Origin of the sequence: Peptoniphilus timonensis JC401 (assembly GCF_000312025.1) — a bacterium.
Lineage (GTDB): Bacteria > Bacillota > Clostridia > Tissierellales > Peptoniphilaceae > Peptoniphilus_A > Peptoniphilus_A timonensis.
In genome coordinates this window covers 286,261-301,209 of the sequence record NZ_HE978594.1, presented here as the reverse complement: position 1 = coordinate 301,209, position 14,949 = coordinate 286,261, and the positions used below count along the sequence as shown (strand labels likewise).

24 protein-coding genes are annotated in these 14,949 nt (G+C 34.4%); 21 read left to right on the top strand and 3 right to left on the bottom strand.

Annotated elements, in window-relative coordinates; genetic code table 11:
- The first annotated feature begins 23 nt into the window (after positions 1-23).
- From rplE to gloB, 21 genes are all read left to right on the top strand, one after another.
- The gene (gene rplE / locus HGPT_RS05195; protein WP_019138785.1) at positions 24-569 is read left to right on the top strand and encodes a 50S ribosomal protein L5; all 546 of its coding nucleotides are present in this window, start codon (positions 24-26) and stop codon (positions 567-569) included.
- A gap of 11 nt (positions 570-580) precedes the next feature.
- The gene (locus tag HGPT_RS05190; protein WP_005957510.1) at positions 581-766 is read left to right on the top strand and encodes a type Z 30S ribosomal protein S14; all 186 of its coding nucleotides are present in this window, start codon (positions 581-583) and stop codon (positions 764-766) included.
- 30 nt (positions 767-796) lie between these two features.
- Complete coding sequence (rpsH, locus tag HGPT_RS05185; protein ID WP_019138784.1) at positions 797-1,192, top strand: 30S ribosomal protein S8; 396 nt, start codon at positions 797-799, stop codon at positions 1,190-1,192.
- 14 nt (positions 1,193-1,206) lie between these two features.
- Positions 1,207-1,743: a 50S ribosomal protein L6 gene (gene rplF / locus HGPT_RS05180; RefSeq protein ID WP_019138783.1), complete on the top strand. Its 537-nt coding sequence runs from the start codon at positions 1,207-1,209 to the stop codon at positions 1,741-1,743.
- A gap of 15 nt (positions 1,744-1,758) precedes the next feature.
- Positions 1,759-2,121: a 50S ribosomal protein L18 gene (gene rplR / locus HGPT_RS05175; RefSeq protein WP_019138782.1), complete on the top strand. Its 363-nt coding sequence runs from the start codon at positions 1,759-1,761 to the stop codon at positions 2,119-2,121.
- A 13-nt stretch (positions 2,122-2,134) separates the two neighbouring features.
- Positions 2,135-2,641, top strand: coding sequence for a 30S ribosomal protein S5 (rpsE, locus tag HGPT_RS05170; protein WP_019138781.1), 507 nt, complete (start codon positions 2,135-2,137; stop codon positions 2,639-2,641).
- 10 nt (positions 2,642-2,651) lie between these two features.
- The gene (gene rpmD, locus HGPT_RS05165; RefSeq protein WP_019138780.1) at positions 2,652-2,828 is read left to right on the top strand and encodes a 50S ribosomal protein L30; all 177 of its coding nucleotides are present in this window, start codon (positions 2,652-2,654) and stop codon (positions 2,826-2,828) included.
- Between the two features lie 13 nt (positions 2,829-2,841).
- Entirely contained in the window at positions 2,842-3,291 is a 450-nt protein-coding gene (gene rplO, locus HGPT_RS05160) for a 50S ribosomal protein L15 (protein ID WP_019138779.1), read from the top strand.
- Positions 3,291-4,571 (top strand): preprotein translocase subunit SecY, encoded by a 1,281-nt coding sequence (gene secY, locus HGPT_RS05155; protein ID WP_019138778.1) that lies wholly within the window; start codon positions 3,291-3,293, stop codon positions 4,569-4,571. The genes rplO and secY overlap by 1 nt, the downstream gene beginning before the upstream one ends.
- Before the next feature lie 9 nt (positions 4,572-4,580).
- Positions 4,581-5,222, top strand: a complete 642-nt coding sequence (locus tag HGPT_RS05150; protein WP_019138777.1) for an adenylate kinase — start codon at positions 4,581-4,583, stop codon at positions 5,220-5,222.
- Positions 5,223-5,225: 3 nt separating this feature from the next.
- Positions 5,226-5,387, top strand: a complete 162-nt coding sequence (locus HGPT_RS09975; RefSeq protein ID WP_019138776.1) for a KOW domain-containing RNA-binding protein — start codon at positions 5,226-5,228, stop codon at positions 5,385-5,387.
- A 110-nt stretch (positions 5,388-5,497) separates the two neighbouring features.
- The gene (gene infA, locus HGPT_RS05140; RefSeq protein ID WP_005957367.1) at positions 5,498-5,716 is read left to right on the top strand and encodes a translation initiation factor IF-1; all 219 of its coding nucleotides are present in this window, start codon (positions 5,498-5,500) and stop codon (positions 5,714-5,716) included.
- A 23-nt stretch (positions 5,717-5,739) separates the two neighbouring features.
- Positions 5,740-5,853: a 50S ribosomal protein L36 gene (gene rpmJ / locus HGPT_RS05135; protein ID WP_010244353.1), complete on the top strand. Its 114-nt coding sequence runs from the start codon at positions 5,740-5,742 to the stop codon at positions 5,851-5,853.
- Between the two features lie 11 nt (positions 5,854-5,864).
- On the top strand, positions 5,865-6,227 hold the full coding sequence (gene rpsM / locus HGPT_RS05130) for a 30S ribosomal protein S13 (RefSeq protein ID WP_019138775.1): 363 nt from the start codon (positions 5,865-5,867) through the stop codon (positions 6,225-6,227).
- Positions 6,228-6,239: 12 nt separating this feature from the next.
- Positions 6,240-6,635 (top strand): 30S ribosomal protein S11, encoded by a 396-nt coding sequence (gene rpsK, locus HGPT_RS05125; RefSeq protein ID WP_005957371.1) that lies wholly within the window; start codon positions 6,240-6,242, stop codon positions 6,633-6,635.
- 26 nt (positions 6,636-6,661) lie between these two features.
- Positions 6,662-7,609 (top strand): DNA-directed RNA polymerase subunit alpha, encoded by a 948-nt coding sequence (locus HGPT_RS05120; RefSeq protein WP_019138774.1) that lies wholly within the window; start codon positions 6,662-6,664, stop codon positions 7,607-7,609.
- Positions 7,610-7,619: 10 nt separating this feature from the next.
- Positions 7,620-7,961 carry a 50S ribosomal protein L17 gene (rplQ, locus tag HGPT_RS05115; RefSeq protein ID WP_019138773.1) on the top strand — a complete coding sequence of 114 codons (342 nt, stop codon included), beginning with the start codon at positions 7,620-7,622 and terminating at the stop codon, positions 7,959-7,961.
- A 46-nt stretch (positions 7,962-8,007) separates the two neighbouring features.
- A complete protein-coding gene (locus HGPT_RS05110; RefSeq protein WP_019138772.1) occupies positions 8,008-8,541 on the top strand; it encodes a methylated-DNA--[protein]-cysteine S-methyltransferase in 534 nt (177 codons plus the stop codon).
- A gap of 981 nt (positions 8,542-9,522) precedes the next feature.
- Positions 9,523-9,804, top strand: coding sequence for a co-chaperone GroES (locus HGPT_RS05105; RefSeq protein WP_019138771.1), 282 nt, complete (start codon positions 9,523-9,525; stop codon positions 9,802-9,804).
- Between the two features lie 26 nt (positions 9,805-9,830).
- Positions 9,831-11,453, top strand: a complete 1,623-nt coding sequence (groL, locus tag HGPT_RS05100) for a chaperonin GroEL (protein WP_019138770.1) — start codon at positions 9,831-9,833, stop codon at positions 11,451-11,453.
- A gap of 675 nt (positions 11,454-12,128) precedes the next feature.
- Positions 12,129-12,818, top strand: a complete 690-nt coding sequence (gloB, locus tag HGPT_RS05095) for a hydroxyacylglutathione hydrolase (protein ID WP_019138769.1) — start codon at positions 12,129-12,131, stop codon at positions 12,816-12,818.
- Between the two features lie 42 nt (positions 12,819-12,860).
- On the opposite strand, the gene HGPT_RS05090 is transcribed toward gloB, so the two are convergent.
- The 3 genes from HGPT_RS05090 to HGPT_RS05085 form a co-directional block, all read right to left on the bottom strand.
- A complete protein-coding gene (locus HGPT_RS05090; protein WP_019138768.1) occupies positions 12,861-13,295 on the bottom strand; it encodes a hypothetical protein in 435 nt (144 codons plus the stop codon).
- A complete protein-coding gene (locus tag HGPT_RS09020) occupies positions 13,270-13,422 on the bottom strand; it encodes a hypothetical protein (protein WP_019138767.1) in 153 nt (50 codons plus the stop codon). The genes HGPT_RS05090 and HGPT_RS09020 overlap by 26 nt, the downstream gene beginning before the upstream one ends.
- Positions 13,423-13,604: 182 nt before the next feature.
- Positions 13,605-14,945 carry a sodium-dependent transporter gene (locus HGPT_RS05085; RefSeq protein WP_019138766.1) on the bottom strand — a complete coding sequence of 447 codons (1,341 nt, stop codon included), beginning with the start codon at positions 14,943-14,945 and terminating at the stop codon, positions 13,605-13,607.
- Positions 14,946-14,949: the final 4 nt, after the last annotated feature.

The following is a 14,949-nucleotide window of genomic DNA, read 5'->3' as shown; positions in this document are numbered from 1 at the left end:
ACAATTAAGTAGGGGGTAGAATAATGACTTCAAGATTACAAGAAAAATATAAGACAGAAGTTGTGGGCCACCTAATGGAACGCTTCAATTACAAAAGCGTTATGGAAGTACCGAAACTTGAAAAGATCACTATTAATATTGGTCTTGGCGAAGCTAAAGATAATCACAAGGCTCTAGAAGCAGCTGTTGAAGAGCTAACTCTTATTTCTGGTCAAAAGGCTATTGTTACAAGAGCTAGAAAATCTATAGCTAACTTTAAACTTCGTGAAGGTCAAAATGTTGGTGTTAAGGTTACTCTTAGAGGCGAAAGAATGTATGATTTCTTAGATAAGCTAATGAACGTTGCTCTTCCAAGAGTAAGAGACTTTAGAGGTGTTAAACCTACTGCATTTGATGGTAGAGGAAATTATGCTCTTGGTCTTAAAGAACAACTTATCTTCCCTGAAATTGAATACGATAAAGTTGAAACAATTAGAGGAATGGACATCAATATAGTAACTACAGCTAATACTGATGAAGAGGCTAAAGAATTCCTAGACAAAATGGGAATGCCTTTTGCTAAGGCTTAAGGAGGTACAAAGTGGCTAAAAAATCAATGATTGCTAAACAAAAGAGGAAACAAAAGTATTCTTCTCGTGAATATACTAGATGTAAAATTTGTGGAAGACCACATTCAGTTTTACAAAAATATGGAATATGTAGAATATGCTTTAGAGAACTTGCGTATAAAGGACAAATCCCTGGCGTAAGAAAAGCTAGCTGGTAATAAGCCTTAGATGAAAGGAGGCAAACTGATATGATGACAGACCCAATTGCAGATATGCTATCAAGAATTAGAAATGCAAATAATGCAAGACATAAATCTGTTGATATTCCTTGCTCAAACATCAAAAAAGAAATTGCAAAAATTCTTCTTGATGAAGGTTATATTAAAGGATATGACGTTGTTGAAGATGACAAACAAGGAATTATTAAAATAGATCTTAAATATTCAGGGGACGGTGAAAGAGTTATCTCTGGATTAAAGAGAATATCAAAACCGGGACTTAGAGTTTATGTTAAGTGCGACGATGTTCCTAAAGTCCTAGGTGGACTAGGAATTGCAATTATCTCTACATCTAAGGGAATAATTACAGATAAAATGGCAAGACAAGAAAAAGTTGGCGGAGAGGTAATCTGCTACGTTTGGTAATTTGGAGGTGAAAAATGTCAAGAATTGGCAAAAAACCTATTGAAATCCCAAAGGGCGTTGATGTTAAAGTTGACGGTCAAACAGTTACTGTTAAGGGAGCTAAGGGTGAACTAACACAATCTTTCGATAAAGATTTAAAAATAGAACTAAATGACGGAGTTCTCACTGTAGAAAGACCAAATGATATTAAAAAAATTAAGGCACTTCACGGTTTAACAAGAACTCTTATTGATAATATGATAATTGGCGTTACAGAAGGTTATTCAAAATCTCTTGAAATAATCGGTACAGGATATAGAGCTGCAAAGAAGGGAAAAGTTCTTTCTCTTAACTTAGGTTTCTCTCACCCTCTTGATCTAGAAGATCCAGAAGGTATTGAAGTTGAAGTTCCAGCTCCAAACTCAATTATTATTAAGGGTAGCGATAAACAACAAGTTGGCGCTTATGCTGCTTACATTAGAAGCTTCAGAGAACCTGAACCATATAAAGGTAAGGGAATTAGATACACTGATGAACATGTAAGACGTAAAGTTGGTAAGACAGGTAAGTAAGAAAGGAGAATTTAAGTGTTAAAAAAGATTAATAAAAACGAAAACAGAATTAAAAGACACAAAAGAATTAGAAATCACATCTCCGGTACTTCTATTAAGCCTAGACTTTCAGTTTACAGATCATCTAAACATATTTATGCTCAACTAATTGATGATGAAGCTGGCAACACTTTACTAAGTGCATCTACACTTGATAAGGGATTGAATTTAGAAAACACTGGAAATATTGAAGCAGCTAAATCTGTTGGAGAATCTATTGCTAAACAAGCAAAAGAAAAGGGAATTGAAGAAGTTGTCTTTGATAGAAGTGGTTATGTTTACCACGGTAAAATCAAAGCACTTGCTGATGCAGCTAGAGAAGCTGGTCTAAAATTCTAAGAAGGAGGAAGTAATGGAGCGTTCATTAATAAATGCGGCAGAACTTGATCTTGAAGAAAGAGTTGTATCTATAAACAGAGTTGCCAAAGTAGTTAAGGGTGGTAGAAACTTTAGATTCTCTGCTCTTGTAGTAGTTGGCGATAGAAACGGACATGTTGGTGTAGGTACTGGTAAAGCTCTTGAAGTTCCTGAAGCTATAAGAAAAGCAACACAAGATGCTAGAAAGAATATTGTAAGAATTAACTTACTAAACACTTCTATTCCTCATCAAGTAACTGGAATTTATGGTGCAGGTAGAGTTTTCTTAAAACCAGCAAGAGAAGGTACAGGAGTTATTGCCGGTGGTGCAGTACGTGCTGTATGTGAACTTGCAGGTATTTCTGATATTCGTACTAAAAACATTGGTACAAACAACCCAAAAAATATTGTTAATGCAACAATGGAAGGTCTAAAGTCACTAAAGACTGCAGAATCTGTTGCTAAACTTAGAAATAAATCTGTTGAAGAAATTTTAGGATAGGAGGAAAATCATGTCTACAATTAAAATTAAACTTGTAAAAAGTCCTATCGGGAAAGTACCTAAACACAGAAAAACAATTCAAGCACTTGGTTTCAAAAAGACTTATCAAGTTATTGAAAAAAATGACACTCCTCAAATTAGAGGAATGTTAAAACAAGTCGACTACATGGTCGAAGTAGTAGAATAAGGAGGTGTACCTAATGAAGTTACATGACTTAAGACCTAACGAAGGTGGCGGAGTTAAAGCTAGAAAAAGAGTAGGTCGTGGAATTGGTTCCGGTACTGGTAAAACTTCCGGCAAGGGTCACAAAGGACAAAATGCTAGAAGTGGCGGTGGAGTAAGACCTGGATTTGAAGGTGGTCAAATGCCACTATTTAGACGTCTTCCAAAGAGAGGATTTACTAATATATTTAAGAAAGAATACGCTGTATTAAATGTTGGCGATCTTAATGTATTTGAAGAAGGAACTGAAATCACTCCTGAATTCTTGATAGAAAATAAATATATCAAAGCTGCTAAGGCTAAAGACGGAATTAGAATCTTGGGAGATGGTGAATTAAATGTTAAATTAACTGTTAAAGCTCAGCATTTCTCAAAATCTGCTATAGAAAAAATTGAGGCTTGCGGAGGAAAGGCCGAGGTGATTTAATGCTCTCCACTTTTAGAAATGCGTGGAAGGTTGAATCTCTTCGTAAGAAGATGCTTTTCACTCTTTTCATGCTTCTATTATATAGACTTGGATCACACATCGCTGTTCCATATATGAATTCACAAGTTATTTCACAACTTATGAGTGGAGCAGGCGGATCAATTTTCTCCTTCCTTGACTTAATGGCAGGAGGAAACTTTAGAAGATTTACAATATTTGCTGCTAACATTTATCCTTATGTTACAGCATCAATCATACTTCAACTTTTGACAATTGCTATTCCATCTTTGGAATCTCTTGCAAAAGAAGGAGAAACTGGTAGAAAGGCAATTGCAAAATATACAAGATACCTTTCTATTGTAATAGCTCTTGTACAAGCTATTGGTTATACTTTTGGTCTATTTAGACAAGCTATTAACGCTACAAGCGCTATTGAATATGTAACTATTATCCTATCAATAGTTGCAGGTACAGCAATACTAATTTGGATAGGAGAACAAATAACTGAACACGGAATTGGAAATGGTATTTCAATATTAATTTTTGCAGGTATCGTTTCAAGATTTCCACTTGATATAGCTCAATCAGTTGCACTTGTTAGGGCAGGTAAGGCTAGCCCAATCTTCTTAGTACTATTTGTAATAATTGCAATTGCAATTGTTGTATTTGTAGTAACACTTACAGAAGGTGAAAGAAGAATTCCTGTACAATATGCAAAGAGAGTTGTTGGTAGAAAGATGTACGGTGGTCAATCCACTCACATTCCTATTAAGGTTTTGATGACTGGTGTTATGCCAATTATCTTCGCTAACTCACTACTTGCTATTCCTGCAACTATTGCTATGTTCACAAGTGAATCAACTAGAAATTGGATTCAAAAATGGTTAACTCCTGCTGGAGGACCTGGAGCTGTGATTTATATAATATTTACTGTTATTCTTATTGTATTCTTCACATTCTTCTACACAACAATCCAATTTAACACTGTTGAATACTCTAAAAACCTACAAGCTAATGGTGGTTTTATTAGTGGTATTAGAGCAGGTAAACCTACAAGTGATTATTTAGGTAGAACTTTAAATAGATTAGTAATGCCAGGAGCAATTGCACTTTCTATACTTGCAGTTCTTCCAACTATTCTAACTCTAATTTCAGGACTTCAATTTAACTATGGTGGTACATCAATTATCATCGTTGTTGGAGTTGTACTTGAAATTCATAGAGTATTAGAACAACAATTAATCATGAGAAACTATCGTGGATTCTTAAAGAATAAGTAGGAGGTAATTATGAAATTAGTTATATTGGGACCTCCAGGGGCCGGAAAAGGCACACAAGCTGAATATATTGTTGAAAAATACAATATTCCACACATTTCAACTGGAGATATCTTTAGAGAAAATATTAAAAACAATACAGAACTTGGTAAAGAAGCAAAGTCTTATATGGACAAGGGACTTTTAGTTCCAGATGATTTAGTAATTGCACTTGTTGAAGATAGACTTAACAAGGACGATGCTAAAGAAGGATTTTTACTAGATGGTTTTCCAAGAACTGTAGCTCAAGCTGTTAGCCTTGACTCAATCTTAGACAAGAATGATGACAAGTTAACTAAGGTTATTAATATTTCTGTTGATCCAGAAATTTTAATCGAAAGAGCTGTTGGAAGACGTGTTTGTAAAACTTGTGGAATGACTTATCATGTAAAATTCAATCCTCCAAAGGAAGAAGGAATTTGTGATAAGGATGGTACTAAGCTTATTCAAAGAGATGACGATACTGAAGAAACTGTAAAGACTAGAATTTCTGTTTACTTTGATCAAACAGCACCTCTTATAGATTATTATAGAGCACAAAATCTTCTAATAGATATTGACGGTGCTAAAGATATTGACAAGGTATTTGACGATATAGTTATTGGTCTCGAATAGTTCATGGATAATACATTTAGTCTTTTGAAAGGACAAGTTGTAAGATCCAAAAAAGGTAGGGATGAGGGTAAGGTCTATATAATAATTGATTTTATTGATGATGACTTTCTCTTCGTCGTTGATGGAAAACTAAGAAAGCTAGATCGACCAAAGAAAAAAAGGTAAAACATCTTTATATATATAAGGATGTCATCGATACTAATGTTAGTGAATTTAATGACACCTATATTAGAAAGAAACTATTACCTTATAGCTAAAGGAGGATCCTTAATAATATGGCTAAAGAAGATGTAATTGAAGTTGAAGGCGTTGTTGTAGACGCTCTTCCTAACACTCATTTCAAGGTTGAACTTGAAAATGGACATATCATACTTGCTCATATTTCAGGTAAATTGAGAATGAATTATATTAGAATTCTTCCTGGTGATAAGGTGACAGTTGAGCTTTCACCTTATGATCTTACACGAGGTAGAATAACTTGGAGAAAGAAATAATCCTAGAGTCAGGAGGCATTTAAATGAAAGTAAGACCATCTGTAAAAAAGATGTGCGAAAAGTGCAAAATAATTAAAAGAAACGGAAAAGTAATGGTAATTTGCGAAAATCCGAAACATAAACAAAGACAGGGATAAGGGAGGTAATTATGGCTAGAATTTCCGGTGTTGATTTACCTAGAGAAAAGAGAGTTGAAATAGGACTCACTTATATTTATGGTATTGGAAAACCCAGATCTCAAGAAATTTTAACTGCAGCTGGCATTGACTTTGACACTCGTGTTAAAGACTTAACAGAAGCAGAACTTGCTAAAATTAGAGAAGAAATTGATAAATACCACGTTGAAGGTGATTTACGTCGTGATGTTGCAATGAACATCAAAAGACTTCGTGAAATCAACTGTTATCGTGGAAGAAGACATAAAGCAGGTCTTCCTGTAAGAGGACAAAAAACTAAGACAAATGCTAGGACAAGAAAAGGTCCTAAGAAACTTGTTTCTAAGAGTAAGTAAGGGGGGACTTAGATGGCTAAAAAACAAAAAGCTACACGTGCTAGAAGACGTGTACGTAAAAACATTGAAAAGGGAGAAGCACATATAGCTTCAACATTTAACAACACTATGGTTACTCTTACTGATATTAACGGAAATGTTATATCTTGGGCTAGTGCTGGACAACTTGGATTTAGAGGTTCAAGAAAGTCAACTCCTTTTGCAGCACAAGAAGCTGCACAAGAAGCAGCTGAAAAAGCTAAAGAACACGGACTAAAGAGCGTTGATGTATATGTTAAGGGTCCAGGTTCTGGAAGAGAAGCTGCTATTAGATCTCTTCAAGCATCAGGTCTTGAAGTAACTATGATTAAAGATGTTACTCCAATTCCTCACAATGGATGTAGACCACCAAAACGTAGAAGAGTCTAAACTATTGATTGAGAAGGAGGGTACCCATGATTGAAATTGAAAAACCTAGAATTAGTATTGAAGAATTAGATGAGTCAGGTTTATATGGTAAATTTGTCGTTGAACCTTTAGAAGCTGGATTTGGTATCACTATTGGAAATTCCTTAAGAAGAGTGTTACTTTCCTCTCTACCTGGCGCTGCAGTATCATTTATCAATATACGTGGCGTTGAACATGAATTTGATACAATTCCAGGGGTATTGGAAGATGTACCTGAAATAGTTTTAAATATTAAATCTATAGTTTTAAAGATGACTGAAGATGAGCCTGTTAAGCTAGTAATAGACAAAAAAGGCAAGGGAGAAGTTAAGGCCTCTGACATTGAACTAGCACCACATGTAAGTGTAATTAATCCAGATCAACATATAGCAACTCTAAATGATGATGCTGAATTTTATCTTGAAATGATGGTGGAAAAGGGAAGAGGCTATGAACCTTCTGAACTTAAAAAAGATGAAATAACTGAAATTGGAATTATACCTATGGATTCTAACTTCACTCCTGTAGAAAAAGTAAACTGGAAAGTTGAAAATACAAGAGTTGGACAAAGAACAGATTATGATAGATTAATTCTTGAAGTTACTACAGATGGTTCAATGAAGGCTGACGAAGCAACTTCACTTGCAGCAAAAATATTGACAGAACATCTTGAACTCTTCATTGGCCTAAAAGAACATGTCAGTGAAATTAATTTAATGGTTGAAAAAGAAGAGGATCAAAAAGAAAAAGTTCTCGAAATGACAGTTGAAGAATTAGACTTATCTGTAAGATCTTTTAACTGCCTAAAGAGAGCAGGCATAAATAGCGTTGAGGAACTAACTAATAAAACTGAAAGTGAAATGATGAAAGTTAGAAATCTTGGTAGAAAATCTCTACAAGAAGTAACTGAAAAACTTGAAGAGTTAGGTTTAGGCCTCAAAGCTGAAGAAGAATAAGGAGGATATTATGGCAAAACAAAGAAAACTTGGCCGTAATTCAAGCCATAGACGTGCAATGCTTAGAAACCTTGTTACTTCTCTCTTAAAAGAAGGTAGAATTGAAACTACTCACACAAGAGCGAAAGAAGTTCAAAGAATTGCTGATCGTATGATTACACTTGGAAAAAGAGGCGATCTTCACGCAAGAAGACAAGCTCTAGCATATATTTATTCAGAAGACGTAGTTACAAAACTATTTACTGAATATGCAGAAAAATATGCTGATAGAAACGGTGGATACACTAGAGTTCTTAAAAAAGGTCCAAGACGTGGAGATGGCGCAGAAATTTCAATTATAGAATTAGTATAAGGAAATCCAATGGGGTTTCCTTTTTTTATAAAAATTTGGAGCTTTTATGACTTACAAAAAAATATATCATTCTCCTTTTGGGAAAATATTACTTATATTTGATAAAAATTTTTTACTAGGACTATATCTTGAGAATCAAAAAGAATTTGAAGATAAATTAAAAGATGAAGATATAAAATTTATTGATGGAGAAAACTTAGAGATTTCTTCTGATGAATATAATATTTTAAGAGATATAGAAAAGTGGCTTGAAATATATTTTTCTGGCAAAGACCCAGAATTTATTCCAGCAATAAAAGTTTATGGAAGTGAATTTAGAAAAGATGTCTGGGATATCTTATTAAAAATTCCCTATGGGAAGACTTGGACCTATAAAGAAGTTGGAGAGAGTTTACTTGCAGGTGGAAAATATGAAAGAGTATCCAACCAGGCAGTTGGAGGCGCAGTAGGTCACAATCCAATCTCTTTAATAATACCTTGCCACAGGGTAATAGGAAGCGATGGGAGTTTAAGAGGATATGCTGGGGGAATTGAAGTTAAGAGGAAGTTGTTGGAATTAGAGGGGGATGGGAAAAAGTAAAAATTGATATAAAATTGTTGTAAAAGCTTCGCTTTTGGAATATATAAAAGATTTCATCTTTAAAGAGTTTATGTAAAGCAGAGCTTTACGATTCTTTATCCAGAGGTGGTTAGGACCTTTCGATTGGTCCTTCCCCCTCCGGACCTCCCCCAACACCTTGAACGACCTGGCAGGGGCCTTTGCCAACAACCACGAGCGGCAAACATCCTAAAAATTCAAAACTTGCTCGCTTCAAACTTTTACAAACTAAAAATCATTTATCAATAGAGTCAGATAGTCCTGGCTCTATTTTTAATTTGCGAGTTTCGCGTGAACCTAATCAACTCAAAGTTCGCTTCGCTCCTTTTCGTTGTAAGGTTCATCGGCTGAGCAAAAAATTGCTCAAGCACATTGAATTTTTTAACGGCTGTCTTGCCTTACGGGGTTTTTAAGTATTATTTGACGGTTTTACCTTTACACAGTTTCAAATTTATGCTGAGTTACTTGCAAAAACCTAACAATAAATTAAAACTTTTACATCAAAAAAAGCTTAATCAGATTCGATTAATCTTTTTCTTTTTACGTACATATATTTAATTATGAAATCATAATTTTTTATCACTTCATAATGAACTACAACTTAATACTTAAACAGTGAGCTAATCAAGTGTAAATAATGATCAAAAAAATTGGTTATGCGTTAAAAATTTTCAACTGTTTGAATTCGCGAAGCGAATGAGTTTTGAAAATTTAGCATAACCGATTTTTTTGGACTCAACGTACGTGGGGTGAAGGGGGTGGTTTGGAGGGGCAAGGGGCCTCACGATGCCCCTAAGCCCCTCCAATATAAATTATAAAAGCATCAGCTTTTAAAAAATTTTTTTAAGTATTTCTCTTTAAAGAAGACTTGAAAAAATTTTTCTTTTGAGTTATCATATACATATTAGCAGAAGAGATGAGTGAGTGCTAAAAATATAGATAAATTTTAGGAGGTTTATATAGATGAAATTAAGACCACTTGACGACAAAATTGTCATCAAAAAAATTGAAAAAGAAGAAACAACTGCTTCAGGTATTGTTCTTCCATCATCAGCAAAGGAAGAATCTAATATTGCAGAAGTTGTTGCAACAGGTAATAAATTAGATACAGACGAAGAAATGAAGGGACTTGTAAAAGTTGGGGACAAAGTTATTTTCTCAAAATATGCAGGAAATGATATTGAACTTGACGATGAAAAGTACACTATAATTAAGTTCCAAGACATCTTGGCAGTTATTGAATAATAATTTATTGAATAAGGAGAGATAAAATGGCAAAAGAAATTAAATTTTCAGAAGATGCTAGAAAAGGCTTAATAAAAGGAATTAACACTCTTGCAGATACAGTAAAAGTAACTCTTGGACCTAAGGGAAGAAATGTTATTTTGGACAAAGAATATGGCACACCTCTTATTACTAACGACGGTGTAACTATTGCAAGAGAAATTGAATGTGAAGATAAGTTTGAAAATATGGGAGCACAACTTTTAAAAGAAGTTGCTACAAAGACTAATGACGTTGCAGGTGATGGTACTACAACAGCTACTCTTCTTGCGCAAGCAATTATAAGAGAAGGCATGAGAAACCTTGCAGCAGGTGCAAACCCAATGGTTTTGCAAAAAGGTATTTCTAAAGCAGTTGAAGCTGCTGTTGAAGAAATTAAAAATTTCTCTACTGAAGTTTCTTCAAAGGAAGCTATTGAACAAGTTGCTTCTATTTCTGCTGCTAACGAACAAGTTGGAAAACTTATTTCTGAAGCAATGGAAAAAGTTGGCAACGACGGTGTAATCACTGTTGAAGAATCAAAATCAATGGGAACAAGCCTTGATGTTGTTGAAGGTATGCAATTTGACAGAGGATATCTTTCTCCATACATGGTGACAGATTCTGACAAAATGGTTGCTGAATTAGAAGACCCATATATTTTAATCACAGATAAAAAAATTTCAAATATTCAAGAAATTTTACCATTACTAGAACAAGTTCTACAAGAATCAAAACCACTTCTTATTATCGCTGATGACATTGATGGAGAAGCTCTTGCAACTCTTGTTGTAAACTCACTAAGAGGAACACTTAATGTAGTTGGAGTAAAGGCACCTGGCTATGGCGACAGAAGAAAAGATATGCTACAAGATATTGCAATCTTAACAGGTGGACAAGTTATCTCATCTGATTTAGGTCAAGACCTTAAAGATGCAACAATTGAAATGCTTGGCTCAGCTTCAAAAGTAAGAGTTGAAAAAGAACTTACAGTAATAGTAAATGGAGCTGGAGAAAAATCTGAACTTGACAATAGAATTAGCCACATTAAAAATCAAATTGAAGAAACAGATTCAGAATTTGATAAAGAAAAATTACAAGAAAGACTTGCAAAACTTTCTGGCGGAGTTGCAGTAATCCAAGTTGGAGCAGCAACAGAAGTTGAACTTAAAGAAAGAAAATTAAGAATCGAAGATGCCCTTGCAGCAACAAGAGCAGCAGTAGAAGAAGGTATAGTTGCAGGTGGTGGAACTGTATTAATCGACTCAATAGGAGCAGTTTCAAAAGTAGTTGACGAATTAGAAGGCGATGAAAAAACTGGAGCAAATATTATCCTAAGAGCTTTAGAAGAACCACTAAAACAAATAGCAGAAAATGCAGGACTAGAAGGTTCAGTAATAGTAGAACAGGTTAAGACAAAAGAAGCTGGAATTGGATTTGACGCTTATAAATCAGAATATGTAGACATGAAGAAAGCTGGAATAGTTGACCCAACAAAAGTAACAAGATCAGCACTTCAAAACGCATCAAGCGTAGCATCAATGATTTTGACAACAGAAGCAGCTGTTGCAAACATTAAAGAAGAGGCGGCAGAAATGCCAGCAATGAATCCAGGCATGGGTATGATGTAATGCTAGTAAATAACATGGCAAAGCCATGTTATTTACGGTCTTCACTACGAAGTCGAGCGAGAGCGAAGACTGAGTAGATGAAGAAGCTTATCCAGCGAGCGAAGACGATGCGACTGAATAGGGAGCATTGTCGAGTGAGTCGGACTTGTAAATCAAGAAAAAACCTAAAAAAAGGCAGTCATAAAGTTGACTGTCTTTTTTTATCATAACAGCGAGTGCGAGCGTTAGCGATGCAGGAGCTGATGAAAAATCTTATCCAGCGAGAATATAGGAACATAGATTTTTGACAAGCAAAAATCTGTGGGCAGACTTATCAAAATTTCTTTCGAAAATTTGATCAAGTCTCAGCCAAAACGACCGAATAGGGAGCATTGTCGAGTGAGTCGGACTTTTAAATATAGAAAAAAACCTTCATGCACGAATATCTCATTACAAAAATTGGTGATTTTCTAAATCTCGATCTTCTAAAATCGCAAACTCGCTTCGCTCAAACAGTGCGATTTTAGCCGAAGTTCTTCGATTTGAAATCTACACAATTTTTTTCATAGGATATTCTTAGCAAGAAGGTTTTTATTTGTAATCTGTTTAAAGACAGCAATAAAGCGTCTGTATTTTTTAATCTTCTATAAATGTTTAAATACCAGCAATAAGAGTAATAATATTAAGAGGTGTTTTATGAATATCAACTATATAAAAGCTTTTAATGACAATTATATTTGGACAATTGAAAAGGATGGCAAGATTCTTGTTGTTGATCCTGGCGATGCTAGTCCTGTCATTGATTATTTAAAAAATAAAAATCTTGACTACATTCTTTTAACTCACAAGCATATGGACCATGTGGGAGGAGTTAAAGAACTTAAAAATAAATACGGAGCAATAGTTTATGGTCCCCTTGAAACAAGTGAATATAACGACATAACTTTAAAAGACGGAGACGAATTTGAAATCTTTGGAGAAAATTTTAAAGTTATTTTAACTGGAGGACACACAGAAGAACATATTTCCTATTTAATGGGCGATAAATTGTTCTGTGGAGATGCACTTTTCCTTGCAGGCTGCGGCAGAGTCTTCACTAAGGACTACAAAAAAGCCTACGAAGGTCTAAATAAGTTGAAAAATTTAGCTGAAGATACAGTAGTTTACCCTGCACACGAATATTCTCTTGCCAACTTAGAGTTTGCAGAGTCTGTCATTTCTAATGAGGACTTAGACAGAGAATATGAGAGGGTAAAAAAACTTAGAGAAGAAGATAAAATTACACTTCCATCTACAATAGAAAAAGAGAAAAAAATAAATCCCTTCTTTTTGGCTAGGGATTTAGATGAATTTATCCAATACAGGAATAAAAAGGATAATTTTTAAAGAGAAAGCTCTGGGTCATAAGCTGATCCAGAGCTTAATTTTTTATTGATTTAATTCTTTTTCTATTTTATTTAACAAATCTTCTGGTATAGGATTTTCTTCACTATACTTAGGATAATCTATTTCCTTGCAGAAAATGTAAATATATTCTTCTAAAGTAGGTGCAGAAGAAAGAGGGTTAGTCATAGAGCGACGTTGTTTCTTAAAATTATAATCATCCATTTTTGAAAGAAAATCACTGTGACTAGAGGAATCTGTAATAATTAAGTCTGGATAGACTTCAAAAACTAAATCTGAATCTGGATTTTTTTCGCTTCCAATAATTTTTGCTTGGGGATAAAGATCTTTTGCTTCTTCTACTGTTCCACCAACATTTTCATAGCCAATTTCTTTTAAAATAATAGAAATATTTTTAGTTAGTGCCACAATATTATATTTTTCTTCGATTTGATTATCTTCTTTTTTCTTCTGTTTCAACTTTTTCACTTTGAATAGAATTTTTAGCTGCTTCTTGGCTAGAATTTGCACTTTCGCTATTTGTTTTTTTACAAGCACTAAAAATTAAGGGAAGTGTCAATAAAATAATGAGATATTTCTTTTTCATAATCTTGCCTCCTAGTCTCACAAAATATACTTTATCTTAATAACATAATATCATACAAAAAAACAAACAAGAGGATATTTTTTAAAATTTAAAAATTTTAGAGATTATAAAATAAATTGTAGGATAAAAAAAGTATTGGCAAATATAAAAGCCAACACTTTTTATTTTTATTTTAAATTTTATCAACCAATACCACCAAGCATTGCACCTGCTATTAGGGCAACTATGGCAGCTGTTACATATACATATTTTGCAAGTGGATAGTACCAAGATCCAATTGGTTTTAATGCACCTTGGTTTACTGCAGAAAGTGCATAATCTTTTCCTGCAACCCAAAGGAACATTATACCAGCAAGTGCTGCTCCTAGTGGGCAAATGTAAATTGAAACTACATCCATCCAACCACTTACTATTGCTTGGATAAATATTGCCACTATACAACCAATTATATGGATAGTTGTTGTTGCAATAGGTCTTGAGAAATTAAATTTTTCTTGCAAGTAAGCTACTGGTGTTTCGTAAAGATTTATTATTGAAGATACACCTGCGAAAAGTACACAGACGTAGAAAATAATTCCTACGATTCTTCCAACAGCCATTCCGTTAAATACATTTACTAGGAAGATAAACATAAGTCCAGGACCACCAGTATCAAGTGGTGCATTTGCTGTTGCCATTGCTGGGATAATAACAAAGGCAGCAAGTAGAGCTGCTATTGTGTCAAAAACTGCTACATTTCTCGCAGATGATGGAATGCTTTCGTTTTTTGGTAGATAAGATCCATAAATTACTGTTCCATTTCCTGCAACTGATAAGGAGAAAAAGGCTTGTCCAAAGGCAAAAATCCAAACTTTTGGATCCTTTAATCCTTCTGGGTTTACTGTAAAGATGTATTTATATCCATTAGCTGCACCAGGAAGAGTAAAGATGTAAATTCCAAGTCCAACAAATAAAATAAAGAGGACAGGCATCATAATTTTATTTGCCTTTTCAATTCCACCTGATACTCCCATGACCATAATGGTAAAACTTGCAAGGACAGCTATAATTATCCAGATATTTGCACCAAAGGCAGATGCTGTTTGTCCAAAAGTTCCACCAATTACATCCATGTCTTGACCCATTGCATAAAGTCCACCTGATAGGGAAAGGAAAGTGTATTTAAAAATCCATCCCATTACACAAGTGTAACCTATTGCTAGGGCAAGGGAACCAAGGACTGGAATAAGTCCAATTATTTCTCCAAGTTTTCTATTTTTCCATCTTAGTTCTGTACATTTTCCAAAGGCACCAACAGGTCCAGCATCAGCTGATCTACCAAGTGCCATTTCAGAAATTACTCCAGTAGATCCTATAAGAGTTACAAATATTATGTAAGGGATTAAAAAAGTCATGCCACCATAGGTAGAAACCATTATAGGAAATCTCCAAATATTACCCATTCCAACTGCAGAGCCTATACAAGCAAGTATAAAGCCCCATTTGCTTTTAAAACCATCACGAGTTTTCAAGTTGTTATCCATAATT

What these genes read in the sequence shown, in the direction of transcription:
- rplE (WP_019138785.1), top strand. Translation starts at nt 24, where the DNA reads ATGACTTCAAGATTACAAGAAAAATATAAGACAGAAGTTGTGGGCCAC.
- rpsH (WP_019138784.1), top strand. Translation starts at nt 797, where the DNA reads ATGATGACAGACCCAATTGCAGATATGCTATCAAGAATTAGAAATGCA.
- rplF (WP_019138783.1), top strand. Translation starts at nt 1,207, where the DNA reads ATGTCAAGAATTGGCAAAAAACCTATTGAAATCCCAAAGGGCGTTGAT.
- rpsE (WP_019138781.1), top strand. Translation starts at nt 2,135, where the DNA reads ATGGAGCGTTCATTAATAAATGCGGCAGAACTTGATCTTGAAGAAAGA.
- rpmD (WP_019138780.1), top strand. Translation starts at nt 2,652, where the DNA reads ATGTCTACAATTAAAATTAAACTTGTAAAAAGTCCTATCGGGAAAGTA.
- rplO (WP_019138779.1), top strand. Translation starts at nt 2,842, where the DNA reads ATGAAGTTACATGACTTAAGACCTAACGAAGGTGGCGGAGTTAAAGCT.
- secY (WP_019138778.1), top strand. Translation starts at nt 3,291, where the DNA reads ATGCTCTCCACTTTTAGAAATGCGTGGAAGGTTGAATCTCTTCGTAAG.
- HGPT_RS05150 (WP_019138777.1), top strand. Translation starts at nt 4,581, where the DNA reads ATGAAATTAGTTATATTGGGACCTCCAGGGGCCGGAAAAGGCACACAA.
- HGPT_RS09975 (WP_019138776.1), top strand. Translation starts at nt 5,226, where the DNA reads ATGGATAATACATTTAGTCTTTTGAAAGGACAAGTTGTAAGATCCAAA.
- infA (WP_005957367.1), top strand. Translation starts at nt 5,498, where the DNA reads ATGGCTAAAGAAGATGTAATTGAAGTTGAAGGCGTTGTTGTAGACGCT.
- rpmJ (WP_010244353.1), top strand. Translation starts at nt 5,740, where the DNA reads ATGAAAGTAAGACCATCTGTAAAAAAGATGTGCGAAAAGTGCAAAATA.
- rpsM (WP_019138775.1), top strand. Translation starts at nt 5,865, where the DNA reads ATGGCTAGAATTTCCGGTGTTGATTTACCTAGAGAAAAGAGAGTTGAA.
- rpsK (WP_005957371.1), top strand. Translation starts at nt 6,240, where the DNA reads ATGGCTAAAAAACAAAAAGCTACACGTGCTAGAAGACGTGTACGTAAA.
- HGPT_RS05120 (WP_019138774.1), top strand. Translation starts at nt 6,662, where the DNA reads ATGATTGAAATTGAAAAACCTAGAATTAGTATTGAAGAATTAGATGAG.
- rplQ (WP_019138773.1), top strand. Translation starts at nt 7,620, where the DNA reads ATGGCAAAACAAAGAAAACTTGGCCGTAATTCAAGCCATAGACGTGCA.
- HGPT_RS05110 (WP_019138772.1), top strand. Translation starts at nt 8,008, where the DNA reads ATGACTTACAAAAAAATATATCATTCTCCTTTTGGGAAAATATTACTT.
- HGPT_RS05105 (WP_019138771.1), top strand. Translation starts at nt 9,523, where the DNA reads ATGAAATTAAGACCACTTGACGACAAAATTGTCATCAAAAAAATTGAA.
- groL (WP_019138770.1), top strand. Translation starts at nt 9,831, where the DNA reads ATGGCAAAAGAAATTAAATTTTCAGAAGATGCTAGAAAAGGCTTAATA.
- gloB (WP_019138769.1), top strand. Translation starts at nt 12,129, where the DNA reads ATGAATATCAACTATATAAAAGCTTTTAATGACAATTATATTTGGACA.
- HGPT_RS09020 (WP_019138767.1), bottom strand. Translation starts at nt 13,422, where the DNA reads ATGAAAAAGAAATATCTCATTATTTTATTGACACTTCCCTTAATTTTT.
- HGPT_RS05085 (WP_019138766.1), bottom strand. Translation starts at nt 14,945, where the DNA reads ATGGATAACAACTTGAAAACTCGTGATGGTTTTAAAAGCAAATGGGGC.